Here is a 25,641-nt window from a genome sequence, read left to right on the forward strand (position 1 = left end):
CAGCACCGGTTTTATGAGTCAGAACCAGCAGCGGATCCGTTTGTCCTGGGGCTGGCCATCTGTGCCGGATACAAAAACGGGCCCGCAACAGCGAGCCCGTTCAACCATCAACAGTGAAGGCGTGATCAGAAATAGATGCGGGTCACCGACTCGATGACGCACCCCGGACGACGGATCCCCTCGATCTCGATCTTGATCTCCTTGAGCAGCTCGATCCCGCCCTTGATGGGGGTGACCCGGGACAGCTTGGTGCGGGCCCGGATATTGCTGTCCACCTTGATGGGATAGGGGAAGCGTACCTGCTCCAGCCCGAAGTTCACTACCATGCGGGCAGTGGGAAACTCTGGCGTCGTCTCATCCACCGAGCCGGTCAGCTGCGGCAGCAGGGCCAGGGTCAGGAAGCCGTGGGCGATGGTGGTCTTGAAGGGGGACTCGGCCGCCGCGCGCTCGGGATCGGTGTGAATCCACTGGTGATCCCCGGTCACGGTGGCGAACTGGTTGATCAGCGCCTGAGTCACCTGCAACCACTCGCCGACATGGGTCTCCTCCCCGAGCCGGTGCTGCAGCTCGGCATAGAGTGCGGCGGCCTCCCCGTCGAGCTCGACGACAGGATCCTGCGTCATGGCCGGCTGGCCGTTGGCCACCTGTGCCACTCTGGCGCTCTCCTGCTGCTGGGCGTTCTGGGACTCCCCTTGCAGATCCAGCACTCGCCCCAGCAAGGGGTGAAGGTGTGCCTTTTGCTGAAACTCACGCCAGTAGTCGCGGATAGCCGGGGAGAGCCAATCCTTGAGCTCAAAGGGGTGCTGCGCCAGAATTTCGCGCTTGTGCTTCAGAAAATCGACAACTTTCATGTACCGATCCCTATTCGATTAACAGCCTGTGAAGAGGTCTAACCAGTCCCATTTTATGAAAGTTTCAGCAGTAAGTACAAAAAAATCTCGGCGTACAACTGTACCGAGGGCGGGAGTGGTCACTAACATGCTGGAAAAATCAGGTGGGAAAACGATTGAATCGAGGGCTGCAAGCGGGAATAAATCAGCCCGGAAAAAGGGATCCGGGGCCCTTGCCAGTGCCCCGGTCTTGCTCATCGGCCCATGGCAGACCACCAGGCTGCCCGCTTCTCCTCATCCAGGAAACTCCAGGCCAGGATCCGGCTCACCTTGTTGCCTTGCGCCATATCGAGTACACGAACCTCCCGCGCCCCCGCCCGGGTCAGCGCCTTGCGGGCGGCCGGCAGGTTCTCCTTCTTCGACACCAGCGAACTGAACCAGAGGCACTGGGCGGCAAATTCCCTGCTCTGCTCTATCATGCCGGCCAGAAATGCCGCCTCGCCCCCTTCGCACCAGAGCTCGGCCTTCTGCCCGCCGAAATTGAGCACGGGCGCCCCTGTCACCACCTTGCCCTCCCCCTTGCCCAGGTTGCGCAGCTTGCGCTCCGTCCCCTTGCTCGCCTCGGCCAGAGACGCATGGAACGGAGGGTTGCACAGGGTCAGGGCGAAGTGCTCCTTCGGCCCCAGAATGCCGCGAAAGATGTGTTTCGGGTTGCCTTGATGGCGACAGGCAACCTGGCTCCCCAGGCCATTGCTGGCAGCCAGCAGGGTCGCCGCCTTGACCGACACCGGGTCGATGTCTGACCCCACGAAGCGCCAGCCATATTCGCGGGCTCCCAGCAGGGGGTAGATGCAGTTTGCCCCGACACCGATATCCAGCACCCGCACTCCCTTGCCCATCGGCACCTTGCCCGCGCTCTCCGCCAGCAGATCCGCGACGCGGTGCAGATAATCGACCCGCCCCGGGATGGGCGGGCAGAGGTAGCCAGGCGGCAGATCCCAGTGTTCGATACCATAGTGCAGCGCCAGCAGCGCCCGGTTGAGCGCCTTGACGGCGGCCGGATCGGCGAAATCCAGGGTCCGGGTGCCGTGCTCGTTGACGAACACGAAAGGCGACAGCGCCGGGGTGCGCTGGCAGAGCGCGTCAAAGTCGTAGGGGGTCTGATGGCGATTGCGCGGGTGCAATCCGGTTTTCTGCTGGGGTGTCATGCTGGACCTGCCGAGGATCAAGGGGGCCACACTATAGAGAGTCAGCCAGGGAAAGTCTAAAAGAGGGCCATAAAAAAACCGGACCCTGAGGGCCCGGTTCAAGTGAGGTTGGAAAAACAGTCCGTACTGCGAGCCGTTTGTCCAGCCTGACTCAGATATCGATCCGGCGTGCCTGCCAGAACTTGTTGCGCCAATACACATTGTCGAGCTTGGAGCGCGTGACGCCGGCACGGAAGGAGACGTGGATGAATTCACCGTTGCCGACATAGATGCCGACATGGTTCAGACGCGGGTTGATCTTGAAGAAGACCAGGTCCCCCTCGACCAGATCCTGCTTGGAGACGCGAGAGCCTTCGTGGACCTGGGAGCGGGTATCGCGGGGCAATTCGATGCCGATGGCATTGCGGAACACTTCACGGGTAAACGCCGAGCAATCGATGCCTCGTTCTGTGGTACCGCCATAACGGTAGGGGGTACCACGCCACTCTTTGTATACGGTCAGGATTTCGTTGACATCCGGGGTAGGCGAAACTTCGGGTTCAATCACGGGTTCCATCATGGAAACCTCGATCTTGCTCGCGACCTCGGGTTGGGGTGCCGAAGCACAACCTACCATTCCGAGCGCGACCAGCAGTAGCATCAGGTGGCGCAATCCTTTATCCCCACAAAAAAGAGTGAAACTTGTTAAAATGCAGCCCGACAGGGCAATTTATAAGGCAACAGCACCCGACTATATCCAAGAATTCTATCGAGGCAAGCGAAAATCCCAATCGAACTCACATTTTTGCAAGGAAATGCTCTGTTTAGCGCAATTTATGTGATCATGGCCAAACAATATACAATCTTGAAAGCATCGGTTTCGGCCTCTCCAAACGGATTGTTATCGCTACTTCGACCCCATTTTTAAGTGAAATATTATGCTTTCTGCGGATCTCTATTTGTTAAATACCGCGCTCGTCGATACTGAACAGCTGATCGGGCTGTCATCCGGGCTCTCCCCGGAGGAATACCGCCACTGGCACGAGATCCGCCAGCCCGGCCGCCAGCGGGAGTACCTGCTGGGACGCGTGTTGCTTCGCCGCCTGCTGGCCGAGCGCCTACACTGTCCTGCCGGCGCTCTGGCCTTTCACATCGGCGAGCATGGCAAACCGATGCTGTGCAACCACCACTGGCAGTTCAACCTCAGCCACAGCGGTGACTGGTTGGTGCTCGCCCTCTGTCGGGAGGGTCCCCTCGGCGTGGATATCGAAATGGGCCTGCGCCGCCGCCCCATACTGCCCCTGGCAGAGCGTTTCTATGCCCCCGGGGAATACCTGTGGCTGCGCACCCTGCCAGTGCAGGAGCAGGACTCGGCCTTCTATCGGCTGTGGTCGCGCAAGGAGGCGGTGCTCAAGGCCCACGGCGCCGGCATCGCCGCCGGGCTGGAGAAGGTCTGCTTCTTGCCGGAGCAAGGGTGGCGGCTGGAGAACCTGCTCGATACCCGCATCTATGAAGTGAGCGACTGGCCAATTGGCAGAGGATGGCTCAGCCTCGCCGCCCCGACCCGCCAGGTCGATGCCTATCTACTGGACGGGAGCTTGAAATCCACTCCGCTGGACCCCATGTTGATCCACACCATTTTCCGAGAGTCAGCCTCATGATCGTCGACATCACTCCCCAGAATTTTCACGCCGAACTGATCGATGCGTCCCTGAAAAAGCCGGTCGTCATCTACTTCCACGCCCCGCAGATGCCGGAGTGTCAGGCCATGACCCCCCTGGTGGAAGCCCTGGTTGGTCAGGCCAATCCTGGCGTCACCCTGGCCAAAGTCGACATGAACGATCCCCAGCTGCAGCCGCTGGCGAGCCAGCTGGCCCTGCGTGCGTTACCCGCCCTGGTGCTGTTCCATCAGGGTCGCCCGGATGAGCAGGCCATCCTGGAAGGCCCGCAGGATGAAGCGACCCTGCGCCAGTATTTCGCTGCTTTCGCCCCCAAGGAAGAAGAGCTGCTGCTGGAGCAGGCCAAGCAGGCACTGGCCGCAGAGCAGGCCGATGTGGCGCACGCCCACCTGAGCAAGGCCCACCGCCTCGCCCCCGAGCGTCACGACATCAGCCTCTGGCTGGTACAGGCCGCCCTGGATCTGAACCTGCTGGACGAGGCGCAAGCCCTGCTCGCCGCCATCCCCATGGTGGCACAGGACGATCACTATCAGACCCTGAGCTCTCGCCTCTCGCTGGCGCTGCAGGCCAGTGACAGCCCTGAACTGCGCGCCCTGGAGCTGCGTCACGCCGAACAACCGGCAGATGACGCCCTCGCCCAGGAGCTGGCGGTACTCTACAGCCAGGTCGGTCGACAGGAAGAGGCTCTGGCCTTGCTGTTCACCATTCTCAAGCGGGATCTGGCCTTTGGGGATGCCAAGAAGATCTATCTCGATGTGCTGGCCACCATGGGTGCACATCCGGCAGCGCAGAATTACCGCCGCAAGCTCTACAGCCTGCTTTATTGATCGAAGGGATATTCAGGACGGGGAATGCCGATCAGTCGGCATTGCCTTGTTCAGGCGGGAGTCAAACACGGGGAATTGCCAGATTTCAGGCAAAAAAAAATGGCGCATTAAAATGCGCCATTTTTTCGCATGGATTACTTCTTGTAGGAAGTAGCCATGTTGTCGATGCGCTGGTTAGCACGCATAGCTTCTTGCTTGGCTTCTGCAACATCAGCAGCGATCTTGGACTGATCAGCACGAACAGCGCTAACATCTTGAGCCAGTTGGTCAACTTTGTTAGACAGATTCTGAACGGAAGTTTCCAGTTCGCTGGTGTTTGCACAACCGCCCAGCAGAGCGGACAGACCAACAACACCTACCAACAACATTTTTTTCATTTTTAAAAGCTCCCTTTAACTCGCCAGACGTTTAGCAAGCGGCGTGATTATGGCACAAAAAAATCATACTTTGGATAGGCCCCATCACAGATAAATGCGTTAAAACCCTCATTTTTTTTTAGTTGCACACTTTATGCGCAAACTTTAATCAAAAAAGAGTGTCTCCGGATGAGGTTCGTGCAAAGCGTAACCAAAATTTCGGCTTATTACAATTTCGTATGAGGCTCAGGCTGAACGCTCTGACAGCAATTGACGATATTGCACCAGATCCTCGATGGTCAGCACCGGCATCTGGTGCTGGCGACCGAAGGCCACCAGGTCCGGCAACCTGGCCATGGAGCCATCCTCCCTGGTCAACTCGCACAGCACACCGTAAGGTTTGAGCCCGGCGAGCTGCATCAGATCGACCGTGGCTTCGGTGTGGCCGCGCCGGGTCAGCACGCCCCCGGTACGGGCACGCAGCGGGAAGACATGGCCGGGGCGATGCAGGTCGGACGGTCTGGCCCCGTCGGCGATGGCGGCACGTATGGTGGTGATGCGATCGGCGGCGGACACCCCGGTGGTCACCCCCTGCGCCGCTTCGATGGTCACGGTGAAGGCGGTCTGGTAGTGGCTGGAGTTGGCCTCCACCATCATGGGAAGCTCGAGCTGGCGAACACGCTCGTCGGTCAGGCAGAGGCAGACGATGCCGGAACACTCGCGGATCATCATGGCCATCTGTTCGTTGGTCATGGATTCTGCGGCGAAGATGAGGTCACCCTCATTCTCCCGATCTTCATCGTCGGCCACCAGCACACCCTGGCCGGCACGCAGTGCGGCCAGCGCGGCCTCGACGCGAGCAATGGGATCACCGAATTCACTGAGCAGAGACTGATTCATGGTAAGACTCCTAAAAAAGACAAGGACCAGAATCAGGGCATGGAAAGGCAGACAGAGATAGGCATGCAGCGGCCGGCCCGCAGGGGGCTTGCCAGCAATATCTGTCTTATCCTCTTTCATCCGGACTGTGACCGTCGGCTCCGGCATCTCACCGGATCTGCTGACCCCGCCCCGTCAAACCGGGTCGGGCGCTCGCGGGCTCCCCGAGTCATATCGGGATACCGCCGGTGGGGAATTTCACCCCGCCCTGAGAATAAGCGCAGACAGCCTAAAGAAAATCGCCGCAGGATGCCAGCCCAAAACCCATCAACGACAAACGGTTGCTCCCGGCGGCCCGCCTCTGCCAACCGGTCACGCCGATGCACGGCACGCTGTCTTTTCTGATTTTGTTTGTGGCATAGTGCCAAAAAAACGTGCTGCCCGCGCAGACTGGGCGCCAACAACACAAACGGAATCATGACAGAGATGGAAAAGAAAATACTGCTGACCGACTGCCCCGACGCCAAGGGGCTCATCGCCAAGATCACCAACATCTGCTACAAGCACCAGCTCAACATCAACAAGAACGACGAGTTCGTGGATCACGAAAACGGCCGCTTCTTCATGCGCACCGAGCTGGAAGGCCGCTTCAACGACGAGACCCTGCTGGCGGATCTCGATGATGCCCTGCCGGCGGGCGCCCAGCGCCGCCTGGTCAAGGCGGGCAAGAAGCGCATCGTCATCCTGGTGACCAAGGAGACCCACTGTCTTGGCGACATCCTGATGAAGAACTACGCCGGCGCCCTGGACATGGACATAGTGGCGGTGATCGGCAACTACGACACCCTGGGCGAGTTGACGGGCAAGTTCGACATTCCCTTCCACTGCGTGAGCCACGAGGATCTCAGCCGCACCGAACACGAAGATCAGGTACGCGCCCTCATCGATGGCTACCAGCCGGATTACGTCATCCTGGCCAAGTACATGCGGGTGCTGACCCCGAGCTTCGTCGCGGCCTACCCGCGCAAGATCCTCAACATCCACCACTCCTTCCTGCCCGCCTTCATCGGTGCCCGTCCCTATCGCCAGGCGTTCGATCGCGGGGTCAAGCTCATCGGTGCCACCGCCCACTTCGTCACCGACGATCTGGATGAGGGTCCCATCGTCGAGCAGGACGTCATCCACGTCGACCACACCTTCACCGCCGACGACATGGCCAAGGCCGGTCGCGACGTGGAGAAGTCCGTGCTGAGCCGCGCCCTGGAGCTGGTACTGAACGAACGGGTCTTTGTCTATGGCAACAAGACGGTCGTGTTCAAGTAAGCGGCGTTCCGACCCCAGAAAAAAGGCTCCCGAAGGAGCCTTTTTTCATTGCGGGGGCACTCACTGGTGCAGTGGCAGACCGTTGACGGTGACCTGCCCCTTCTCCAGCTTGAGCTCGGCGCTCAGCACCGCCGACTCCGCCTTGAGGTAACCCAGGTCGGTAAACTGGCTCAGCATGGGGGCCAGCTGTGGAACCGCCTGGCCCAGCTTGTCGCCAAGGCGCGCATGGAGCAGACCTGACAGGGCCTGCATCCCCTCCTCGCTCTCCATCAGCGCTGCCAGGGTCGTGGGGGCCAGCTTGGCCTCCCCCTGCAGATTGACGGGTTCGCCGTTGAGGCGGGCGCTGAGGTCCGTCAGCAGGAGCGTGGCCCCCCGCTGGAGCATCTTGTCCAGCGCCTCCTGGATGGCGGCCTCGTCCACCCGCTGGCTGCTGGCCTCCTGCAGCCGCTGGTACCCCTCCAGATCCAGCCCGTTGAGCGCCAGATCCAGGTTGCCCTCGGTCAGCGCCAGGCTGTCCTCCTCGTTTTCCAGATTGAGAGACGCCACCTTCATCTGATAACGGGTGGAGAGTGTCTGGACATCGTCCCCCGCCAGCTGGGTGGCGGTGGTCATCCCCTGCAGGGAGACCTTGAGATCCCCTTGTGTCAGGGAGAGGGCGGAGAGGGTCGCATCGCTGCGGGGCGAGAGCCAGAGGCCGCTAATCTCCGCCATGTCGGCGCTGCCCTTGAGATCGGCCAGGGCCAGATCCGTCTTGCTCTGCGCATCGTGCACCGTCATGCCCAGCCAGTGGGCGGTCAGATGACCATTGCCATCGAGATCGCCGCGGTAGTCGCCGTTCAGGGGCAGGAACTGGAACTCGTTGAGCCCCTCCTTGACCTTGAAGTCGCTGGCCCAGAATCGGGAGCTGTTGCTCATGGTCCAGAGGCTGCTGGCCGACTCCGCCCCCAGCTGCCATTTCTCCATGCCGAGGGCCGTGAAGACGGGCGCGAGGGAGCCCTCTGCGGTGTCCAGCAAGAGGTGGCTCTTGATATAGAGCGGCAACATGCGGCTGTTGAACGCGAACTGCATCTCGATGGCCTCGCTCCCCGCGAGCTGGGGATCAAAGCTCTCCAGCGTCTGGGGCGGCACCACTACCTTGAGCAGGCCGTCGCGAACGAACAGGTTCTCCGTGGCCGGATGCCAGCTGATCTCGACCCCGCTCTCCTGCTGCGCCCTGGCAATCTGCTCGGCCAGGATCCGGTCGAACGTGTTGCCCGTGTACCAGCAGGCACCAAGCCCCCCCACCACCAGGACGGCCCCGACGGCCAAGGCCACTTTTTTCTTCATCTGTTCTTTTTCTCCACATTATCAATGGCGGGTGCATGGGCGCACTCTACGGGGAGGATGGGAACACACGCAAGCCGGATCGCGGCTCAGGGTTCCCTCTCTGGCTGTCACAGCAAGGGGCTGAACAGGTAGAAGATGTTCTCAAGCAGTTTTTTGTACCAGGGCCGCGCACGCCACCTGGTCAGGGACATGGGGGTCGCCTCCAGCATGTAGCCCTGTACAAGCTGGTTCATCTCGGCGACGAACACCGGGTTGTCGATGAGCAGGGTGATCTCGAAATTGAGCCAGAGGCTGCGCCTGTCGAGGTTGACCGTGCCCACCAGGGCGAAGTCATCGTCCACCAGCACGCTCTTGGTGTGCAGCAGGCCGGCGTCGTAGCGGTAGATTTCCACCCCGGCCGCCAGCAGATCCTCCATGAAGGAGTTGCTGGCGTGGTTCGCCATCAGGGAGTCGTTGCGCGCCGGCAGCACCAGCTGCACCAGCACGCCGCGCGCCGCCGCCGAGGAGAGCGCGGCCGCCAGGGGGTCATCTGGCACGAAATAGGGGGTGGTCAGCACCAGGTGGTGGCGGGCCTGATAGATGGCGAGCAGCAGACTCTGCTGGATACAGTCTCCGCCCACGAAGGGGCCGGAGGGGATGAGCTGGGCCCGGTAGTTGGTCTGCGGCCAGGCTTCGGGTTCGTGCTGCAGGCTGTCGAGCAGGCGCTCGCCGGTCTCCATCTCCCAGTCCCAGACGAAGGTGGACCACATCAGCGGCACCACGGGCCCCTGCACCCGGATCATGATGTCGACCCACTGGCCCACACCGGCGTCCTGCTTGAAGTAGCGGGGATCCACCATGTTCATGGAGCCCGTGTATCCCACCCTGTCATCGATCACCACCAGCTTGCGGTGCATGCGCAGATCCTGGCGCTGGAAGGGGATGCGCCAGGCACCGACCGGCAGTACCTCCACCACCTTGACGCCGGCAGCGCGCAGCGCCTTGGGCCAGCGGGATCGCAAGAAGGTCTTGCTGCCGATGGAATCGAGCAACACACGACAATCCACGCCGCGTGCCGCCACCTCCATGAGCGCCTCGCACACCTCGTCCACATCCCCGCCGGGATGCCAGATATAGAACTCCAGATAACAGGACTGGGAGGAGCCCCGGATGTCGCGCACTATCTCCTGGATGATGGTCTCGGGCTTGTGCAGCAGCGTCATCCGGTTGCCCGACAGCATGGGCATGGCCAGCCGTCCCTGGATAAGGTCGTGGAGCGGGCGTGCCTTGCTGCCCACCTCGCAACAGTGCTGGGGGAAGAGACGGGCCAGCTGGCGGATCCAGATGGCGTAAGGGCGGTACATGGCCTGGGCGCGCTCCGCCCGCTTGCGGCCGAGCCGAATCTCGCCAAACAACACGTAGAAGCCGACCCCCGCGAAGGGGATGGCATAGATGAGGGCCAGCCAGGCCAGGGAGACCCCGATGGGACGCCGCTTCATCACCACCCGCAGGGAGATCCCCGCCACTATCACAGTGTGAAACAACAGCAACAGCCAGCCGAGAAAGCGGGAAAACAGCAACTGAATGTCGTATTCCAGACCGTCGAGCAAGACGACTCCTTGGTGTATTGGGCAAATGGCATGGGCAGATCCCACAAGGCCGGGATGGTATGCTGTAGGACACACCCATTCTATCAGGTCGTTAGCATGATCCTGCAATCTATGCTGCTGAGTCTGGCCATGCTAGGCCAAGGCTCATATGACATCAATGAGCAGCAGATAAATCAGTACCTGCAATCCCAGGTACAAGTGGACAAACAGTTGGAACTGCCCGGCATCATCAAGGCTCACGTGCGGCTCGAGCAGAGCGACGTGCAGATCGGCCGCCAGAGCCCCGACACCGCCAGGGTGTTTGGCAAGGGCAAGCTGAAGATAGCGCTGCCGGACCAGACCGAGTATGACGCCCTGCTGAACATGACCTATGAGGCCAGACCCCGCTACGACAAGGCCCAGAGCGCGCTCTTCCTCGATAACATGAAGCTCATCGATTACAAGCTGGAGCCGGCGGCGGCCGAGCAGAAGTTCGGTTTCATGTTGCGCATGCTGCTGCAGAGCATGGAGAAACGGCTGGAGACCCAGCCTGTCTACAAACTCGATGACAAGGATCCCAACCAGGCCTGGCTCAAGGAGAATCTGCTGGGGCTGGAGCTGTCACCGGGCAAGATCCACCTGCTGACCAAGCCCCAATGAGACGTCAGTTGAAAACGGGGGCTTTGGCCTGACGCACCAGCAGCTCGATCTGGTAACCCTGTTCGTGCTGCTGGTGATAGAGGGAATGAAGCGGCCCGCTGAGCTCGTTCAGAGGGAGGTGGGCGAAACCGGCCTTGAGGTAGAAGGGCTTCTCGAAGGGCAAGGCATGGCAGATCACGGGCTTGTCCGACAGATTGCTGCAGGCATGCTGCAACAGTCTGGAGCCCAGCCCCAGGGACTGGTAGTGGGGCAGCAGTCGAAAACCGCACAGATGGTAGTAGTCCTGTTCGTCTCTAAGGCGCACCGCGCCCACCAGCCAATGGGCATCACGCACCACGAAGATCCGCTCGGCCAGATCCGGCACATAGTGGGAAAACGTCGTCTCGTAATAGTCCCTGATCAGGGAAAGATCCGCATCACAGTACTCTTCGAATCTGAGCTCCATCGCTCGCCTGTTTGTCATGCCCATGTCGTTATGGCCACCCGGCCTTCTCCTGCCCCGTCACTCGGCCCCACCAAGCGATCAGACCCGAAGAGATCAGACCAGAGTAGAGCAGCAGCAAGATAACACGCCTTTAACTTACAAAAAAGCCAATAGCCAGAGAGAAAGCAGGGTTGACTCCAGGCCCGCCGCACCGGGCATTGTCACCTTCGCAACCCCTGCTGCGCTCGGCATCCCGGCTCCCCTTCCACCGCGCACTTTTCTGATGCCGCCCCGCCAGCGCACTTGTTCTGCCGCGCCCAGAATGCTTTACTCAACGTGGCGAACGAGGCTTAAGGAGCAAGCCGTTGAAAGCATGGATGTTGCTGGGCATGATCCCGCTGTTTTCCCCCCTTGCCTGGGGCCAGTTGCCGCCACCGGCCGAGGTGGTGATCCTGACGTCCACCCCCTCCCCCTTGCCCGACAAACCCGACGTGGCACCTCCGGCCCCCTCTTCTTTACCCGACGAACCCGACGCCACGCGCCAGGCATCTGCGCCCGCCCCCGAGCCCGCCACGCGCCAGATCCAGGTCTACAAGTCGGTGCAAAAGAACGGGGTGGTGCGCTACTCCGACATGATGCCGGAGCAGGGCCACTACGAGTTGCTGCTGTTCAACGACTGCTACGCCTGCGACCCCGCCTCCAAGGTCAACTGGCGCACGACCGGGCTCTTCCTCTACGACTACGCCAGCACCATCAAGGCGGCGGCCAAGGCCTATCAGGTCGAGCCCGCCCTCATCCGGGCGCTGATCCACGCCGAGTCCGCCTTCAACCCGCTGGCGGTCTCCCGCAAGGGGGCCATGGGGCTGACCCAGCTGATGCCGGCCACCGCGCGGGAGCTCGGGGTCGGCAACGCCCTGATGGCGGAGCAGAACATCTTCGGCGGGGTGAAATACCTGGCGGGGCTGCTCAAGCAGTACGACGGCAACGTGGCTCTGGCCACCGCCGCCTACAACGCGGGGGCAGGGGCGGTACAAAAGCACGGCGGCATCCCCCCTTACGCTGAAACCCGGGCCTATGTAGAACGGGTCAAGCTGCTGCACCAACGCTACAAGGACATGCTGAGCGCCAAGGGCTTGTAAGCATTCGGGCAAGGCAACAGCATGGCGACATCCCTCCCATCCATTGCCGAAACCCGGGCCTATGTGGCGCGGGTCAAGCTGCTGCACCAGCGCTACAAGGACATGCTGAGCGCCAAGGGCCTGTAGCGCCCAGGCAAGGCACCAACACGGCGGTATCAGCACCCGGAACGAGGCTGGGCCGCAGGGCCTGTGACGATCACGGGTTCCTGTCTCCCCTCTTCCCGCGCCCTGGCGGCGCGTTTTCCCTCCCCCTCAAACGAAAAAACACGCCCGAAGGCGTGTCGATACCACACGTTATTTAGCAACACATCACTCTTTCGTGGCGACCACACGATAGGCCAATGCACCCAGAATGGCACCGACGATGGGGGCAACCCAGAACAGCCAGAGCTGGCCGACGGCCCAGTCACCCACGAACAGCGCCACACCGGTACTGCGCGCCGGGTTGACCGAGGTATTGGTCACCGGAATGCTGATGAGGTGGATCAGGGTCAGGCACAGGCCGATGGCGATCGGGGCGAAACCGGCCGGAGCACGGCTGTCGGTGGCACCCATGATGACGAACAGGAAGAAGCCGGTCATCACCACTTCGCACACCAGGGCCGCCAGCAGGCTGTAACCGCCCGGGGAGTGCTCACCATAGCCATTGGAGGCAAAGCCGGCGCTCACATCGAACCCCGCCTGCCCGCTGGCAATGACATAGAGCACGCCACCCGCCACGATTCCGCCAAGCACCTGGGCGACGATGTAGGGCAGCACGTTGGAAGCCGGGAAGCGACCACCGGCCCAGAGCCCCACGGTCACGGCCGGGTTCAGGTGGCAGCCTGAGATATGACCGATGGCGAAGGCCATGGTCAGCACGGTCAGACCAAACGCCAGGGCCACACCCAGCAGGCCGATACCCACGTCAGGAAACGCGGCGGCCAACACGGCACTGCCGCACCCACCCAGCACCAGCCAGAAGGTTCCCATAAATTCAGCAGCAAAAGGTTTCACTCTTGTCTCTCCCGATGATGACGAACAAGGAGCCCAAAAGGGCTCGTACGGACACTGTTATTAAACAGGCGCCATATTATGGGAGTGTGGCGGAACAAGACGAAGCCGCCTCATTTCATGAAGAATGTGTGACGCAAGTCACAAGTTGTTGATTAGGTAGGAAGATATCCCCCATTGCCGCCCCCTTCTCCATGAGAGTCCCGTCCGGAAGGTGCGACAGAAAGTGACTCAAATAGCGCTTTTGTCGGCAACATGGGCACTTGGCGGGGAAGGACGGCCCCCTGCCGGGGGCCTGCGGGGATCAGCGGTAACGGCCGCGCACCGCGCCGGTGGCGCGCCCCGCCATCCGGATCAGGCTCTGCCGGGTATGGAAGTGGCAGAGCGCCACCCCGAGGGCATCCGCCGCATCCGCCTGGGGGGTCGCCGAGAGCGTGAGCAGATGGGTCACCATGTGCTGCACCTGCTCCTTGGTCGCCCCGCCGGTCCCCACCACCGCCTGCTTGATCTGGGTGGCCGAGTATTCACTCACCGGCAGCAGGGCGTTGACCGCCGCGACGATGGCGCTGCCGCGCGCCTGGCCGAGCTTGAGGGCGGAATCCGCGTTGCGGGCCATAAAGACCCGCTCGATGGCGAACTCGTCCGGCTTGAACTGGGTGATGATCTCGCTCACCCCGTCATAGACCTGCTTGAGGCGGGACGGCAGCTCCCCCAGGTCGGTGCGGATGCAGCCGGACCCCAGGTACTGCGCCTTGCCCGCCACGATGCGGATGACGCCGTAACCGGTGATCCGGGAGCCGGGGTCGATCCCCAGGATAATGCTCATGAGACTCTGCTGTGTTGAAGGCTGTTCATGGCGGCCAAGATAGCAAACTCCCCCCCGCTTGGCTCGCGCGGCAACGCCCCGGGTGCCTGACTGCGCAGGGATGCGCCATCTTGTACAGTGGTCTGTCGGTTATCTCGCCAACTGGCCTGCCAGGACCAAGCGCTGGCGAGGCTCACTCCCCCGCCATGACCACCAGTCGCTCCGCCAGCCGATGGCCGTGCAGGTAGCTCTCGATAAGTCGCCCGTCGGCACGCCCCAGTTCCACCTGCCGATACCAGTGATCGAGCATCGCAACGAAGCCCCGTTGGGCCAGCACCGGCTGCCAGTCGTCCGGTGCCAGGGTCTGCACGGCCTTGTCTCGGGCTAGCGTGCCCCGGGTGCAGTTCTCGATATGCAGAGAGAGGTTGTCCCCATAGGCGTCGATGCGCTCCTCCGTGATGCCGGCGCTGCGATTCATGCTGCCGCTCACCGCCACCTGCCCGCTCTGCCAGGCGACGCTCGCGCTCACCAGCATGTCCGGATCCTGCGCACTGCGCCGCAGCACGGCATGGATGTCGCCGTCCGGCACGCCGCCATAGAAGCAGAGGCTGTCGAGCACGTGGATAAAGTCGTCGAACAGGAACGAGCGAGGCCGCCCAGGCAGATCGTGCCTGTGCTTCTGCCAGTGGATCTCGGTGAGCGGCTGACTGCGGGCGGCGCCCATGGCGGGCAGATAGCGGCGGTTGAAACCCACAAACAGCGGGCAATCCTTAACGATGGCGAGATTGGCGAGCGCCTCCACCTCGGCGTAATCAAAGCAGAGCGGCTTGTCCACAAAGGTGGGGATGCCCGCCGCCAGGCATTGCCGCGCCAGCGCGAAGTGCACCGATGTGGTGGCGTGGATCATCACCGCATCCGGGCGGCTCGCGAGCAGCGCATCGACCTCGGTAAAGCACTCGGGGATCCGGTACTGACGGGCCAGCTTGCCGAGCACGGAGGGGTTACGGGTGCAGAGCAGCGGGGTGACTCGCTCGTCGCTGGCAATCAGCGGCAGATAGGCCTTCTGGGCGATATCGCCAAGGCCAATCAGGGCAATGCGCATGGGAACTCCTTCTCTGGGTGTGATGGCCGCAAGGTAGCATGTCCCCGCCCCTGGGCGAACCGGGCAAGCCCCCGTATGGGAGATGCTTCACAGCCCACTGATTAACAAGGAAAAATAGACGAAGGTCAGCTTCCAAGCTCAGGCGCCGAGGTTCCCAAGCCCCGGGCGGCTGGCTAAGATGCCAGCCTTGCACGCCCACCCATCAAGGAAGACCATGAGCCACTCGACCCTGCCATCCCTCTTTCGCTACAAGGCCTGGGCCGACGGCGAGCTGCTGGATGCCCTCGCCACCCTGGACCAGCAACAGCACCCCGAGGCGCACCACACGGCCCTTCGCATCTTCAACCATATCCATGTGGTCGATGCCATCTTCAAGGGCAACCTGCTGGGGGAGCCCCACGGCTATAGCGCCACCAATACCCCGGAAACGCCGACCCTGGCGACGCTGCGCACCGCCATCCACGCGCTGGATGCCTGGTATCTGGATTACGTGGCAAGCCTTGGCCAGGCAGAGGGGGAGGCCGTGCTCTCGTTTCACTTCGTGGACGGGGACAGGGGGCAGATGAGCCGCGAGGAGATGCTGCTGCATCTGGTGACTCACGGCGGTTATCACAGGGGAGCCATCGGGCGGATTCTGGTGCAGTGCGGCATCACGCCGCCCCGCGACACCCTGACCACCTTCCTGCATCGCAGCGAACCCGGGCGACGGGGCGGCTGATCCCGCCATGCGCGGGCGGCGGATGTCGCCCTTTACTCCGGGGAGTTGGCCTGCGCCCTGGCATCGACCCACTTGCCAATTCGGGCACCCAGCTCGGAGCCGACCACGGCGCTCACCATGGCCAGGATCATCGGCGCCAGCTCAAACCCGGCCTGGGGCCCGAACAACACGGGCACCAGCATATTGAAGCCGATGATCCCGAACACCAGCCCGAGCCCGCTGCCTATCTTCTCGTTTCTGGACTTGCTTTTGACTGCCATCTCATTGCTCCTGTGCCGGTGTCTTTATAGGTGCTAGTGCGGGTGCGCCATGGCGCCCCCACACAAAATTAATCGGCCGCCAAGATAGCAAAACCGCCCCCGCCTGGCTGCCTTTATCGGCAGCCTGCTGGCGCTTTAATGACAGGGTTCAAAAAACCGCAACGTTCTGCTGGTGATATCGCTGCCGATGCTCGCAAAAGCGGCTCCGTTTGGCCTACTCTACCCCTTCAATGCATATTAAATAGTTGAGGATCATGTGGATTCAAAAGAGTTAGTTAATGAACTTCGCCGACGCTTTGGTGAACCAAATAATCGGCTCCTAGCAAAGCACCTTGGTATTTCGTACGAAACCATCAATAAATGGAGTAACACACCTGTTACTTTAACGGTGAAACAGGTGTGCAACTTGCTCGAAAAGGCGAAGCTGGCGGGAATACGAGAAGCTCATTCATCTTCTATTCGCCCAATTGTGGAGTACTACCCAATAGAAGCCAGTGAATCTAAGTACGGAGCATCTTGGGAGCTGTTCAACTCTGAAGTGTCAGGGAACAAACGGCAAGAAAAACTGAAGACAGTTCTGAAAAGCACCAATGGTGTCTACGTTTTTTATGATTCGCGTGGCACTCCCCTGTACATCGGGAAGGCAAAAGATCAGAGTCTATGGGACGAAATGAAAAGTGCATTTAATCGGGACCGTAAAACACAGAAAATACGAACTGTCTTTCACCCTGATACAGGAACCGGTTTTATTCCTGCCTACGACTCACCGCGAAAGATCGAGTGGAAACACCTCCAACTATGCCAGTTGGCCACATATTTTTCCGCATATGAAGCGCATACTGACATGATTAATAGAGTAGAGGCGCTTCTAATTCGAGCGTTTGCAAATAGTATTATGAATTCTCGCATGGAGACATTCCCATAAACATTAAGGTATATCAATACTCGATTATGAGCATGAAGTACTATGTCCGTAAATTTATTCTGAGCTTGCGAGGGCTCATTTAAAATTTATATATATGTCATGATGGAATTAGGAGGGAGCTTGCTAAATTACTCTTATTATCCTTTCAGAAATAACCTTGAAGATATTTGTGGTGAAGATTTACTCTTATTAAGAGAGGTTTCTGAGGGATGGTATATTGATTATAAGATTCAGGGGCTTAAAATTCCCGATTTCGCAAAACACATATCTGCTTTTGCGAATCAATATGGTGGATGGTTAATCCTCGGTGTTAACGAAAATCCTGACGGAAGTCGAACCGCGTTGGAATTTGTGGGCATTCATAGATCTGAAGTTGAAAAAATATCCAGAGATGTGCGTGAGGCTTCCTCAGCACATATTAACCCAGAAGTTTTGTATGAAGAAAGGGTGATAAATGGGCCAATAGAAGAGATCGGATTACCTAATGATAGATCAATCATAATAATTGGTATCCCTTCAAGCCTCAACACTCCGCATATTCACTCTTCTGGCAGGATCTATAGAAGGCTAGCAGACCAATCAAAACCTAAGGAGGAAACTGACCGGTACATACTCGATGACTTATGGAAACGGGGCAATGAAAAAAGAAAAAAAGTTGCTGAGTTTTTAACTAACGTTCCTATTCTTCCCGATAGTCAGTCAGAATCATCATGGGCCTATATTTATTTTAAACCTGCCCAAGGGCAGTTAGAACCATCAAAAAATTTATCATTCAAAGAATTTTCAAATATTGTAAGAAACTCCGATAATAGCATTTTAGGTGTACAAGCACCTATGCAAGGAGTGCACTCCACAGCTGATGGGTTTGTTGCTCGACAAATAATTGGCAATGATCCCAGCTTGGCCACGCTAACTTTAAGGTGGTGGCATGATGGCGTAGTCCGATTTGACATACCATTGAGCTCTTTTAATTTTGAGGAATTTGAAAAGTCTCATGATAAAAATAAATATAGTTCTAGTTTCTGCCAGTTAGCTTATAAATCAGGCTACTCTAAAATAAAAATTGTTGACTATTCAATGTTAGCTCAAGCTGTAGCCTCTCTGGTGAATTATTATCTTCACATGCTTAATGTGACGGGAGATGCCCGAGATATATACTCATGTTTTACTCTAAAAAATGTATTTCATACATCACCTTTCATAGATTCAGCATCTTTTATCGAAAGGGCAAATGAAAACTCCATTCCCTTGACACTGGAAAGAGACATTGTCATACCAAAGGAACCAAGTGAGCAAAACATGTTCTTTCATGAGGCTTCAAGGCGCAATGTAAATTTTAGCTCTTATGAAGAGTATCAACCTATTCCGTATGTATTTTCAATGCCTATTGTTTTTCGCATATTTGAGGCTGCAGGAATTGTCTCTAATGTACAAGATTTTATAAATGATACTGAGGCTTGGGGATTCAATAAGATTAAAAACATATAAAAATCATGTAAAGCAATACGGTCACTTAGAGTGGCACTGCCTCACATGTTGGATTAGCAAATCTCTACACCAGCCAACAAAAAGGCGACCATCTGGTCGCCCTTTTTATATCTATCGCTTTCCAATCAGGAAAACTCACCGAGCCGGTCGCTTGGCACCATTGCCTTTGGCCGCAGGCTTGCCGCCCTGAGTGGCGAGTTTGGCACCCGGCTTGGCGGAGCCAGCTCGGGTCGGGGCCTTGCCCTTGTGGGCGGGTTTCCCCTGCCCTGCCGGTTTGCCCTGGGCTGCGCCCTGCCCAGTACCCTGTGCGGTGGGCTTGCCGTTGCCAGCCCCTTTCTGGAGCTGAGACCCCACCGGTTTGCCATTGCCTGCCTTGCCGCCGTTTCGGCTGGCCGCCGGGGCATTGGCTGCGCCAGCCTCGCTGCGGGCGGCCTTGTTGCCAGCCCCGTTGCTGCGCTGATGGGTGATGGCGCTGTGGCGGGTCAGGGCCGGTTTCAGGCCCTTGTTACGGCTGCGCTCGGCCTTGGCTTCGCCGCGGCCTTCCGGCGGCACCAGGCAGTCGGGGCCGTTGCCGATGAGGTGACCCTTGCCCATCTCCAGCAGGGCTTCGCGGATCATCGGCCAGCCGGCCGGATCGTGATAGCGCAGCAGCGCCTTGTGCAGGCGACGGCGACGCTCCCCTTTCACCACGAACACGTCCCCGCCCTGGCGGCTCACCTTGTTGAGGGGGTTTTTCTCCGTGTAATACATGGTGGTGGCGTTGGCGAGCGGCGACGGGTAGAAGTTCTGCACCTGATCGAGCTTGAAACGGTTGGACTTGATCCAGAGCGCCATGTTCACCATGTCCTCATCCGTGGTGCCCGGGTGGGCCGAGATGAAGTAGGGGATCAGGTACTGCTGCTTGCCCGCCTCTTTGGAGTACTTGTCGAACAGCTCCTTGAAGCTGTAGTAGCTGCCCATGCCCGGCTTCATCATCTTGGAGAGCGGGCCCTCTTCCGTGTGTTCCGGCGCGATCTTGAGGTAGCCGCCGACGTGGTACTTGGCCAGCTCCTTGATGTAGCGCGGATCTTCCACCGCGATGTCGTAACGCACCCCGGAGGCGATCAGTATCTTCTTGATGCCCTTGAGGTCGCGCGCCTTGCGGTAGAGGTTGATGGTCGGGCTGTGGTCCGTGTCCATGTGCGGGCAGATGGTCGGCCAGACACAGGAGGCACGCCGACAGGTCTGCTCGGCCTTGGGGCTCTTGCAGCGGAGCTTGTACATGTTGGCGGTGGGGCCGCCCAGATCCGAGATGACGCCGGTAAAGCCCGGCACCTTGTCGCGGATCTCTTCGATTTCTTTCAGAATTGACTCTTCCGAGCGGCTCTGAATGATGCGCCCCTCGTGCTCGGTGATGGAGCAGAAGGAGCAGCCGCCGAAGCAGCCGCGCATGATGTTGACCGAGGTCTTGATCATGTCGTAGGCCGGGATCTTCTCCTTGCCATAGGCCGGGTGCGGCACCCGCTGGTACGGCAGGCCGAACACCCCGTCCATCTCGTCGGTTTCGAGGGGGAAGGCGGGCGGGTTGACCCAGATGATGCGATCGCCGTGGGCCTGGGAGAGCGCGCGGGCGCAGCCCGGGTTGGTCTCGTGGTGCAGGATGCGGGACGCATGGGCGTAGAGCACCTTGTCCTCCTTCACCCGCTCGAACGCCGGCAGCTTGACGTAAGTCTTCTCCCAGGGTTTTTGCTTAGGGGGCTGCACCAGGATGGGCTTGGCCTCCTGCTCCACCGGCGCGGTCCCTTCGTCGTCCGAGCAGGGGGCCCCTTCCATATAGGGGTTGGGGATGGGGTCGATGCGGCCAATCTGGTCGAGCTTGCTCGAATCCACCCCGCGCCAGCCCGGCAGCGGCTCCTTGCGGATGACGGCAGTGCCGCGAATGTCCTGCATGGTCTCGATGGTCTCGCCACCGGCGATGCGGTGAGCCACCTCCACCAGGGGGCGCTCGGCGTTGCCATAGATGAGGATGTCGGCCTTGGCATCGATGAGGATCGAGCGACGAATGGTCTCGGACCAGTAGTCGTAGTGGGCGATGCGGCGCAGGGACGCCTCGATGCCGCCGATGACCACCGGGACCTCTTTATAGGCCTCTTTGCAGCGCTGGGTATAGACCAGGGTCGCGCGGTCCGGCCGCTTGCCGCCCACATCCCCCGGGGTGTAGGCGTCGTCGTGGCGCAGTTTCTTGTCGGCGGTGTAGCGGTTGATCATGGAGTCCATGTTGCCAGCCGTCACCCCGTAGAAGAGGTTGGGCTTGCCCAGGCGCATAAAGTCATCCTTCGACGACCAGTCCGGCTGGGCGATGATGCCGACCCTAAAGCCCTGGGATTCGAGCATGCGGCCGATCACCGCCATGCCGAAGCTCGGGTGATCCACATAGGCGTCGCCTGTCACCAGCACGATGTCGCAGCTGTCCCAGCCGAGCTTGTCCATCTCCGCGCGGGACATGGGCAGGAAGGGCGCCGTGCCGTAGCACTCGGCCCAGTAGCGGGGATAGGAGAAGAGGTTGGTAACCGGCTGCATTTTGACCACCTGGAACAATTCGGGTCGCGCATTATACCGGCAGAGTCAGGCGGGGGCGACGGCTTTTTGCCCCCACAGAACGCGAGGGGAAAGGGCCCCTTCGCACAGACGTGGCAGGCCGGCGTGGCAAAGTCGGATCTCATCAACAAGCAGGGCGCCTATTGGTGCCCTGCTTATGTCATCGTGGGTCGGCCAGCTAGGCCGCCGGCTGGTCCCGCCCTTTCTGGGGCGTTCCCTCGTCCGGGAGGGGCTGGCTCTCTGGCGTCGCCGCCAGCGCATCGCCCGCAAGCACTTTGCCCGCCAGCACCTCGTCCACCAGCCTGTCCCTCGCCCCCGTCATGCCTGCGCGTCTGGCGATCAGCTGATAGATGGCGGGCACCACCAGCAGGGTGACCAGGGTCGCCAGCGATAACCCGAAGAACACCACGGTGCCCACGGCCATCCGGCTCTCGTAGCCCGCCCCCATGGAGATCATCAGGGGCACGGCGCCGATGATGGCGGTGAGCGAGGTCATCAAGATGGGGCGCAGACGGCGCACCGAGCCTGCGATGATCGCCTCCTCAAACCCCTCGCCGCGCTGGCGCAGCTGGTTGATGAACTCCACGATGAGGATGCCGTTCTTGGTCACCATGCCGATCAGCATGATCATGCCGATCTGGCTGTAGATGCTGAGCTCCTGCCCCGTGAGCCAGAGGCCGAGCAGGCCGCCGAAGATGCCGAGCGGCACCGTCATCATCACCACCGCCGGGGTCAGCAGGCTCTCGAACTGGGCCACCAGCACCAGGTAGACCACCAGCAGGGCGAGGCCGAACACCAGCACCATCTCCCCCTGGTTGTCGCGATAGTCCTTGGACTCGCCGGCGTAATCCACCGACATGCCGGTGGGCAGGTGATCCACCGCCCAGCCGTCCAGGAAGTCCAGCGCCTCCCCCAGGGTGTGGCCGGGGGCCACGTCCGCGGTGAGGGCGACCGCCTTCTGGCGCTGGTAGTGGTTGAGGCGCTGGGGGCTCGCCACCTGGGTGACGGTGGCCAGGGTCGAGAGGCTCACCATCTCGCCGCTCGCGGCCTTGAGATAGATGCGGCTGACGTCCGAGATGCCGTTGAACTGGGTCTGGTTGGCGCGCAGGTAGACGTCATACTCCTCGCCCCTGTCCACATAGGTGGTCTGGCTGACGCCGCCGAGCAGGGCCTGCAAGGAGTTCGCCACGGTCGAAACCGGGATGCCGAGCTGGCTCGCCCGCTCCCGCTCTATGGTCACCTGCAGCTCCGGGGTCTTCTCGGCGTAGTCGAGATCCGGGCTCAGCATCAGGCCGCTCTGGGTGGCGGCCTCCTTGAGCGCCAGCCCCTGCTGGTAGAGCTCGCCATAGTCGGAGCCCTGCAGCACGAACTGGACGGCGGCGGTGGAGCCACCCCTGAAACCCGGCTGGAAGGTGCGGATCATCACGTCCGGGATGCCGGCGAGCAGGCCGCTGAGGCTGCGGCCAAACTCGGTGGCGGTCACATCCCGCTCGGCCCAGTCGGTGAGCTGGATGATGGCCATGCCGGTCTGATCGCCGCCGCGCCCGAAGGCCGGGGTGCTGAAGCTCATGGCCTGCACCACCCCCTGGCCGAGCAGCGGCAGGATGGCGGCCTCCACCTGCTGCATGTTGCGCTTCATGCGCTCGATGCTGGTGCCCTCGGCCCCTTTCACGAAGACGTAGAGCACGCCCCTGTCTTCGGTCGGGGTGAGGCTCGCGGGCAGCTTGCCAAAGAGGGCGCCGATGCCGCCGAGGCAGAGCAGCAGCACCAGGGGCATCCAGATAGCACGGCGCAGCACCCAGCCCAGCAGACGGCGGTAGCGTTCCTCCACCCAGCCAAGGCCCCGGTCCAGGGTGGCGGTCAGGGCGTTGGGTTTATGGACGGCGCGCATCAGCCAGGAGCCCATGGCCGGGGTCAGGGTCAGGGCCACCAGGGAGGAGAAGAGCACGGCGAGCGACAACAAAATGGCAAATTCGGTGAAGAGCCGGCCCACCATGCCGTCCATGAAGGCGATGGGCACGAACACCATCACCAGCACGGCGGTGGTGGCGATGACCGCGAAGCCCACCTCCCGGGTGCCGTGCCAGGCCGCCATCAGGGGGGATTCCCCCCGCTGCAGGTGGTGGTGGATGTTCTCCACCACCACGATGGCGTCATCCACCACCAGGCCGATGGCGAGGATCAGCGCCAGCAAGGTGATGAGGTTGATGGAAAAACCCAGATACCAGGCACCGATAAAGGCCGAGATCAGGGAGACGGGTACCGTGATGGCGGGGATCAGGGTGGTGCGCCCCTGACCGAGGAAGAGATAGAGCACGGCGACCACCAGCACGGCGCAGATGGCGAGCGTCTCGTACACCTCGTCGATGGCCTGCTTGATGAAGATGGTGGAGTCGTAGTCCACCTCCAGGCTGGCCCCCTCCGGCAGGAAGCGCTGCATCTCCACGAGCTTCTTCTCGATGCCCTGGGCCACGGCCAGGGGGTTCGCGGTGGACTGGGCCACTATGCCGATCCCTAAGCTCTCGCGGCCATTGCGCTGGTAGGCGCTGTCTTCGTTCTTGGCCCCCACCTCCACATCGGCGATGTCGGCCAGGTAGATGCTCTCGCCGTTGGCGGCGGTCGTCACCGGCAGGGAGCGGAAATCCTCAGCGCTGTGATAGAGACGCGCGATCTGCACCGCCATGGTCATGCTGTTGTTGCGGATCTCCCCCCCCGGCAGCTCGATGTTCTCCCGCTTGAGGGCGTCCTGCACGTCCGCCACCGTGATGCCGCGGGCGGCCATGTCGGCGGGGCGCAGCCGCACATACATCACCTGGGTCAGATCGCCGGAGAGCGACACCTCGCTCACCCCGTCCACCAGGCTCAGGGGATCCACCAGCATGCGGTTCGCGTAGTCGGTCAGGGCGGTGCGGTCCATCTGGGTGCTGCTGAAGTTCAGCCAGATCGCCACGTCGCCGTTGCCGTTGTCCTTGGTCACCATGGGCTCGTCGGCGTCGTCAGGGAGCCTGGGCCTCGCGCGGGAGATGGCGTCGCGCACGTCGGAGGTGCCCTCCAGCATGTTCCAGCCGAGCTTGAACTCCACCGTGATGGAGGAGCGCCCCTTGCGGGTCACCGAGTTGATGTTCTTGATGCCGCTGATGCCGGAGAGCTGGTCCTCGATGGGCTTGGTGACCTGGCTCTCCATCACCTCGGGAGCGGCCCCCTCATAGGTGGTGGTGATGGAGACGGACGGGGTCTGCACGTCCGGCATCTCCCTGACCGTCAGCTTGCTGAAGGCCACCAAGCCGAACACGGTGAGCAGGGCGCTGATGACCACCGCCACCAGCGGGCGACGCACAGAGATATCGGAGAGCCACATCAGCCTTTTACCTCGCTCAGGTCGTGCACCAGGGCACCGTCGCGCAGGTTCACCAGCCCCTCGACCGCGATGCGATCGCCGACGTTCAACCCCTTCAGCACCCACACTTCTTCGCCGTGGGTGTCACCGAGTTCCACCGGGATGCGCTTCACCCGGCCGTCCGCCTCCAGGCGATAGACGAAGCGCTGCTCGCCGGCGTACTCCACCGACTGGGCGGGGATCAGGGTCATCTTCTGGGCTGGCAGGGAGAGCTCCACGTTCATCAGCATGCCGGGGCGCAGCTGGCCGCCGGAATTGGGCAGGATCACCCGCGCCTTGATGTTCTGGGTGTCATTGGAAACTCGGCTGTCGAGGGTCTCCAGCACGCCGGAGAAGGATTGATCCGGCCAGGCGGAGCTGGTCGCCGTCACCGTCATGCCGGGGCGCAGCAGGGAGAGGTAGCGCTCCGGCACCGCCAGATCGAGGCGCAGCTTGGCCAGCTCGTCCAGGTGCAGCAGCACGTCGCCGCTGTTGACCAGGGCGCCCTCGCTCAAGTCGATGAGGCTGACGGTACCGTCAAAGGGGGCGGCCAGGGTGCGCAGGGAGAGCTCGTAGCGGGCCGCGTCCACCCGGGCCTGGGCCTGGGCCACCGTGGCCTCCTGCCCCTCCAGCTCGGAGGTGGTGACGGCGCCGCGGGCCACCAGCTTGCGCATGTCCCGCAGCTTGCGCGCCTCGTCACGTACGCTGGCGCTCTGCTCGGCCAGCTCCGCCTGTTGCTTGCCCGCGTCCAGGGCGATCAGGGTCTCCCCCTGCCTGACCTGCTGGCCGGAGCGCACCGCTATGGTGACGATGCGGCCGGTCACCTCCGGGCTCACCACCACGGAGCGATTGGCCGCCAGCTTGCTCACCAGCTTGATGGAGGGCTCGGCCAGGCTCTGCCTGACCGTCTCGGCCCGAATGTTGATCTGCTTTGGCGCAGGCTTGCTGGTGGGAGCATCCTGGCGCAGGTGCCAGGCACCCGCCGCCAGCAACAGAAGAAGAGGGAAGAGCCACAGCCACACGCGCGTTTTCATCAAGGGATCCATGCCGTCAAAATGAGAAGAAGAGAAGGAACTTCATCAAGGATGGCACCATGTTACTCCCTGACTATGCCGTGACTATGTATAAATGTGACAAAACGTAACAGGGCGGCAGAGGATCAACAAAATGTCATCTTCCCGGGACGATAAGGGGTGTTG

The 25,641-nt window shown here is 60.8% G+C and carries 24 protein-coding genes, 1 pseudogene and 1 riboswitch; of the genes and pseudogenes, 10 read left to right on the forward strand and 15 right to left on the reverse strand.

Annotated elements, in window-relative coordinates:
• Positions 1–125: 125 nt before the first annotated feature.
• The 3 genes from I6L45_RS00565 to I6L45_RS00575 all read right to left on the reverse strand — a co-directional run bounded on the left by I6L45_RS00565 (position 126) and on the right by I6L45_RS00575 (position 2,678).
• The gene (locus tag I6L45_RS00565; protein ID WP_216983150.1) at positions 126–851 is read right to left on the reverse strand and encodes a MaoC family dehydratase; all 726 of its coding nucleotides are present in this window, start codon (positions 849–851) and stop codon (positions 126–128) included.
• A 233-nt stretch (positions 852–1,084) separates the two neighbouring features.
• Positions 1,085–2,038, reverse strand: a complete 954-nt coding sequence (gene rlmF / locus I6L45_RS00570; RefSeq protein ID WP_216983151.1) for a 23S rRNA (adenine(1618)-N(6))-methyltransferase RlmF — start codon at positions 2,036–2,038, stop codon at positions 1,085–1,087.
• A 151-nt stretch (positions 2,039–2,189) separates the two neighbouring features.
• The gene (locus tag I6L45_RS00575; RefSeq protein ID WP_010673526.1) at positions 2,190–2,678 is read right to left on the reverse strand and encodes a C40 family peptidase; all 489 of its coding nucleotides are present in this window, start codon (positions 2,676–2,678) and stop codon (positions 2,190–2,192) included.
• Here I6L45_RS00575 and I6L45_RS00580 point away from each other — a divergent pair.
• The 3 genes from I6L45_RS00580 to I6L45_RS00590 all read left to right on the forward strand — a co-directional run bounded on the left by I6L45_RS00580 (position 2,596) and on the right by I6L45_RS00590 (position 4,523).
• The gene (locus tag I6L45_RS00580) at positions 2,596–2,859 is read left to right on the forward strand and encodes a hypothetical protein (protein ID WP_162231332.1); all 264 of its coding nucleotides are present in this window, start codon (positions 2,596–2,598) and stop codon (positions 2,857–2,859) included. The two genes, I6L45_RS00575 and I6L45_RS00580, sit on opposite strands and share 83 nt — an antisense overlap.
• A 96-nt stretch (positions 2,860–2,955) precedes the next feature.
• Positions 2,956–3,678 (forward strand): 4'-phosphopantetheinyl transferase superfamily protein, encoded by a 723-nt coding sequence (locus I6L45_RS00585; RefSeq protein ID WP_216983152.1) that lies wholly within the window; start codon positions 2,956–2,958, stop codon positions 3,676–3,678.
• A complete protein-coding gene (locus I6L45_RS00590; protein WP_216983153.1) occupies positions 3,675–4,523 on the forward strand; it encodes a tetratricopeptide repeat protein in 849 nt (282 codons plus the stop codon). Before I6L45_RS00585 ends, I6L45_RS00590 begins: the two co-directional genes overlap by 4 nt.
• Before the next feature lie 134 nt (positions 4,524–4,657).
• On the opposite strand, the gene I6L45_RS00595 is transcribed toward I6L45_RS00590, so the two are convergent.
• On the reverse strand, positions 4,658–4,900 hold the full coding sequence (locus I6L45_RS00595; protein ID WP_010634682.1) for an Lpp/OprI family alanine-zipper lipoprotein: 243 nt from the start codon (positions 4,898–4,900) through the stop codon (positions 4,658–4,660).
• Between the two features lie 225 nt (positions 4,901–5,125).
• A complete protein-coding gene (gene ribB / locus I6L45_RS00600; protein ID WP_043758934.1) occupies positions 5,126–5,779 on the reverse strand; it encodes a 3,4-dihydroxy-2-butanone-4-phosphate synthase in 654 nt (217 codons plus the stop codon).
• Between the two features lie 104 nt (positions 5,780–5,883).
• Positions 5,884–6,038: riboswitch (FMN riboswitch) on the reverse strand.
• A gap of 206 nt (positions 6,039–6,244) precedes the next feature.
• Here ribB and purU point away from each other — a divergent pair.
• Positions 6,245–7,081 carry a formyltetrahydrofolate deformylase gene (gene purU / locus I6L45_RS00605; RefSeq protein WP_043758932.1) on the forward strand — a complete coding sequence of 279 codons (837 nt, stop codon included), beginning with the start codon at positions 6,245–6,247 and terminating at the stop codon, positions 7,079–7,081.
• 60 nt (positions 7,082–7,141) lie between these two features.
• On the opposite strand, the gene I6L45_RS00610 is transcribed toward purU, so the two are convergent.
• Together I6L45_RS00610 and cls are read right to left on the reverse strand one after the other, a co-directional pair.
• A complete protein-coding gene (locus tag I6L45_RS00610) occupies positions 7,142–8,407 on the reverse strand; it encodes a DUF945 family protein (protein ID WP_134696647.1) in 1,266 nt (421 codons plus the stop codon).
• Between the two features lie 107 nt (positions 8,408–8,514).
• Positions 8,515–9,996, reverse strand: coding sequence for a cardiolipin synthase (gene cls / locus I6L45_RS00615; protein WP_216983154.1), 1,482 nt, complete (start codon positions 9,994–9,996; stop codon positions 8,515–8,517).
• A 96-nt stretch (positions 9,997–10,092) separates the two neighbouring features.
• Here cls and I6L45_RS00620 point away from each other — a divergent pair, with 96 nt between their 5' ends.
• Positions 10,093–10,635 carry a DUF1439 domain-containing protein gene (locus tag I6L45_RS00620; protein WP_043758926.1) on the forward strand — a complete coding sequence of 181 codons (543 nt, stop codon included), beginning with the start codon at positions 10,093–10,095 and terminating at the stop codon, positions 10,633–10,635.
• Positions 10,636–10,639: 4 nt separating this feature from the next.
• Here I6L45_RS00620 and I6L45_RS00625 read toward each other — a convergent pair whose 3' ends face one another.
• Positions 10,640–11,098 (reverse strand): GNAT family N-acetyltransferase, encoded by a 459-nt coding sequence (locus tag I6L45_RS00625; RefSeq protein WP_043759036.1) that lies wholly within the window; start codon positions 11,096–11,098, stop codon positions 10,640–10,642.
• Positions 11,099–11,436: 338 nt separating this feature from the next.
• On the opposite strand from I6L45_RS00625, the gene I6L45_RS00630 reads away from it, so the two are divergent.
• Positions 11,437–12,198, forward strand: a complete 762-nt coding sequence (locus tag I6L45_RS00630; protein ID WP_043758924.1) for a lytic transglycosylase domain-containing protein — start codon at positions 11,437–11,439, stop codon at positions 12,196–12,198.
• A 17-nt stretch (positions 12,199–12,215) separates the two neighbouring features.
• A pseudogene (locus I6L45_RS20160) lies at positions 12,216–12,324 on the forward strand (lytic transglycosylase domain-containing protein); the annotation flags it as partial.
• A gap of 183 nt (positions 12,325–12,507) precedes the next feature.
• Here the strand turns inward: I6L45_RS20160 and aqpZ are convergent.
• The 3 genes from aqpZ to I6L45_RS00650 all read right to left on the reverse strand — a co-directional run bounded on the left by aqpZ (position 12,508) and on the right by I6L45_RS00650 (position 15,098).
• Positions 12,508–13,194 carry an aquaporin Z gene (gene aqpZ, locus I6L45_RS00640; protein ID WP_134696645.1) on the reverse strand — a complete coding sequence of 229 codons (687 nt, stop codon included), beginning with the start codon at positions 13,192–13,194 and terminating at the stop codon, positions 12,508–12,510.
• 301 nt (positions 13,195–13,495) lie between these two features.
• Positions 13,496–14,017 (reverse strand): crossover junction endodeoxyribonuclease RuvC, encoded by a 522-nt coding sequence (gene ruvC, locus I6L45_RS00645; RefSeq protein WP_043758913.1) that lies wholly within the window; start codon positions 14,015–14,017, stop codon positions 13,496–13,498.
• 172 nt (positions 14,018–14,189) lie between these two features.
• Positions 14,190–15,098 (reverse strand): Gfo/Idh/MocA family protein, encoded by a 909-nt coding sequence (locus I6L45_RS00650; RefSeq protein WP_216983155.1) that lies wholly within the window; start codon positions 15,096–15,098, stop codon positions 14,190–14,192.
• A 214-nt stretch (positions 15,099–15,312) separates the two neighbouring features.
• On the opposite strand from I6L45_RS00650, the gene I6L45_RS00655 reads away from it, so the two are divergent.
• On the forward strand, positions 15,313–15,816 hold the full coding sequence (locus tag I6L45_RS00655; RefSeq protein ID WP_216983156.1) for a DinB family protein: 504 nt from the start codon (positions 15,313–15,315) through the stop codon (positions 15,814–15,816).
• Positions 15,817–15,848: 32 nt separating this feature from the next.
• Here I6L45_RS00655 and I6L45_RS00660 read toward each other — a convergent pair whose 3' ends face one another.
• Positions 15,849–16,076, reverse strand: coding sequence for a hypothetical protein (locus tag I6L45_RS00660; protein ID WP_043758907.1), 228 nt, complete (start codon positions 16,074–16,076; stop codon positions 15,849–15,851).
• Between the two features lie 256 nt (positions 16,077–16,332).
• Between I6L45_RS00660 and I6L45_RS00665 the strand changes: the two genes are divergently transcribed.
• Both I6L45_RS00665 and I6L45_RS00670 read left to right on the forward strand, forming a co-directional pair.
• A complete protein-coding gene (locus I6L45_RS00665; RefSeq protein WP_216983157.1) occupies positions 16,333–17,001 on the forward strand; it encodes a hypothetical protein in 669 nt (222 codons plus the stop codon).
• Between the two features lie 120 nt (positions 17,002–17,121).
• On the forward strand, positions 17,122–18,489 hold the full coding sequence (locus I6L45_RS00670) for a helix-turn-helix domain-containing protein (protein ID WP_216983158.1): 1,368 nt from the start codon (positions 17,122–17,124) through the stop codon (positions 18,487–18,489).
• A 135-nt stretch (positions 18,490–18,624) separates the two neighbouring features.
• Here the strand turns inward: I6L45_RS00670 and I6L45_RS00675 are convergent, their stop codons facing one another.
• The 3 genes from I6L45_RS00675 to I6L45_RS00685 form a co-directional block, all read right to left on the reverse strand.
• Positions 18,625–21,048, reverse strand: a complete 2,424-nt coding sequence (locus tag I6L45_RS00675) for a YgiQ family radical SAM protein (RefSeq protein WP_216983159.1) — start codon at positions 21,046–21,048, stop codon at positions 18,625–18,627.
• Between the two features lie 196 nt (positions 21,049–21,244).
• Positions 21,245–24,424, reverse strand: coding sequence for an efflux RND transporter permease subunit (locus tag I6L45_RS00680; protein WP_216983160.1), 3,180 nt, complete (start codon positions 24,422–24,424; stop codon positions 21,245–21,247).
• Complete coding sequence (locus I6L45_RS00685; protein WP_216983161.1) at positions 24,424–25,476, reverse strand: efflux RND transporter periplasmic adaptor subunit; 1,053 nt, start codon at positions 25,474–25,476, stop codon at positions 24,424–24,426. Before I6L45_RS00685 ends, I6L45_RS00680 begins: the two co-directional genes overlap by 1 nt.
• Positions 25,477–25,641 lie beyond the last annotated feature (165 nt).

It is taken from the genome of Aeromonas sp. FDAARGOS 1415 (assembly GCF_019048365.1).
Lineage (GTDB): Bacteria > Pseudomonadota > Gammaproteobacteria > Enterobacterales > Aeromonadaceae > Aeromonas > Aeromonas taiwanensis.

Bases quoted from the DNA above. Each gene is read 5' to 3' on its own strand.
- I6L45_RS00565 (WP_216983150.1), bottom strand. From the start codon at position 851: ATGAAAGTTGTCGATTTTCTGAAGCACAAGCGCGAAATTCTGGCGCAG.
- rlmF (WP_216983151.1), bottom strand. From the start codon at position 2,038: ATGACACCCCAGCAGAAAACCGGATTGCACCCGCGCAATCGCCATCAG.
- I6L45_RS00580 (WP_162231332.1), top strand. From the start codon at position 2,596: ATGGAAACCTCGATCTTGCTCGCGACCTCGGGTTGGGGTGCCGAAGCA.
- I6L45_RS00575 (WP_010673526.1), bottom strand. From the start codon at position 2,678: ATGCTACTGCTGGTCGCGCTCGGAATGGTAGGTTGTGCTTCGGCACCC.
- I6L45_RS00585 (WP_216983152.1), top strand. From the start codon at position 2,956: ATGCTTTCTGCGGATCTCTATTTGTTAAATACCGCGCTCGTCGATACT.
- I6L45_RS00590 (WP_216983153.1), top strand. From the start codon at position 3,675: ATGATCGTCGACATCACTCCCCAGAATTTTCACGCCGAACTGATCGAT.
- I6L45_RS00595 (WP_010634682.1), bottom strand. From the start codon at position 4,900: ATGAAAAAAATGTTGTTGGTAGGTGTTGTTGGTCTGTCCGCTCTGCTG.
- ribB (WP_043758934.1), bottom strand. From the start codon at position 5,779: ATGAATCAGTCTCTGCTCAGTGAATTCGGTGATCCCATTGCTCGCGTC.
- purU (WP_043758932.1), top strand. From the start codon at position 6,245: ATGGAAAAGAAAATACTGCTGACCGACTGCCCCGACGCCAAGGGGCTC.
- I6L45_RS00610 (WP_134696647.1), bottom strand. From the start codon at position 8,407: ATGAAGAAAAAAGTGGCCTTGGCCGTCGGGGCCGTCCTGGTGGTGGGG.
- I6L45_RS00620 (WP_043758926.1), top strand. From the start codon at position 10,093: ATGATCCTGCAATCTATGCTGCTGAGTCTGGCCATGCTAGGCCAAGGC.
- I6L45_RS00625 (WP_043759036.1), bottom strand. From the start codon at position 11,098: ATGACAAACAGGCGAGCGATGGAGCTCAGATTCGAAGAGTACTGTGAT.
- I6L45_RS00630 (WP_043758924.1), top strand. From the start codon at position 11,437: ATGTTGCTGGGCATGATCCCGCTGTTTTCCCCCCTTGCCTGGGGCCAG.
- ruvC (WP_043758913.1), bottom strand. From the start codon at position 14,017: ATGAGCATTATCCTGGGGATCGACCCCGGCTCCCGGATCACCGGTTAC.
- I6L45_RS00650 (WP_216983155.1), bottom strand. From the start codon at position 15,098: ATGCGCATTGCCCTGATTGGCCTTGGCGATATCGCCCAGAAGGCCTAT.
- I6L45_RS00655 (WP_216983156.1), top strand. From the start codon at position 15,313: ATGAGCCACTCGACCCTGCCATCCCTCTTTCGCTACAAGGCCTGGGCC.
- I6L45_RS00660 (WP_043758907.1), bottom strand. From the start codon at position 16,076: ATGGCAGTCAAAAGCAAGTCCAGAAACGAGAAGATAGGCAGCGGGCTC.
- I6L45_RS00675 (WP_216983159.1), bottom strand. From the start codon at position 21,048: ATGCAGCCGGTTACCAACCTCTTCTCCTATCCCCGCTACTGGGCCGAG.
- I6L45_RS00680 (WP_216983160.1), bottom strand. From the start codon at position 24,424: ATGTGGCTCTCCGATATCTCTGTGCGTCGCCCGCTGGTGGCGGTGGTC.
- I6L45_RS00685 (WP_216983161.1), bottom strand. From the start codon at position 25,476: ATGAAAACGCGCGTGTGGCTGTGGCTCTTCCCTCTTCTTCTGTTGCTG.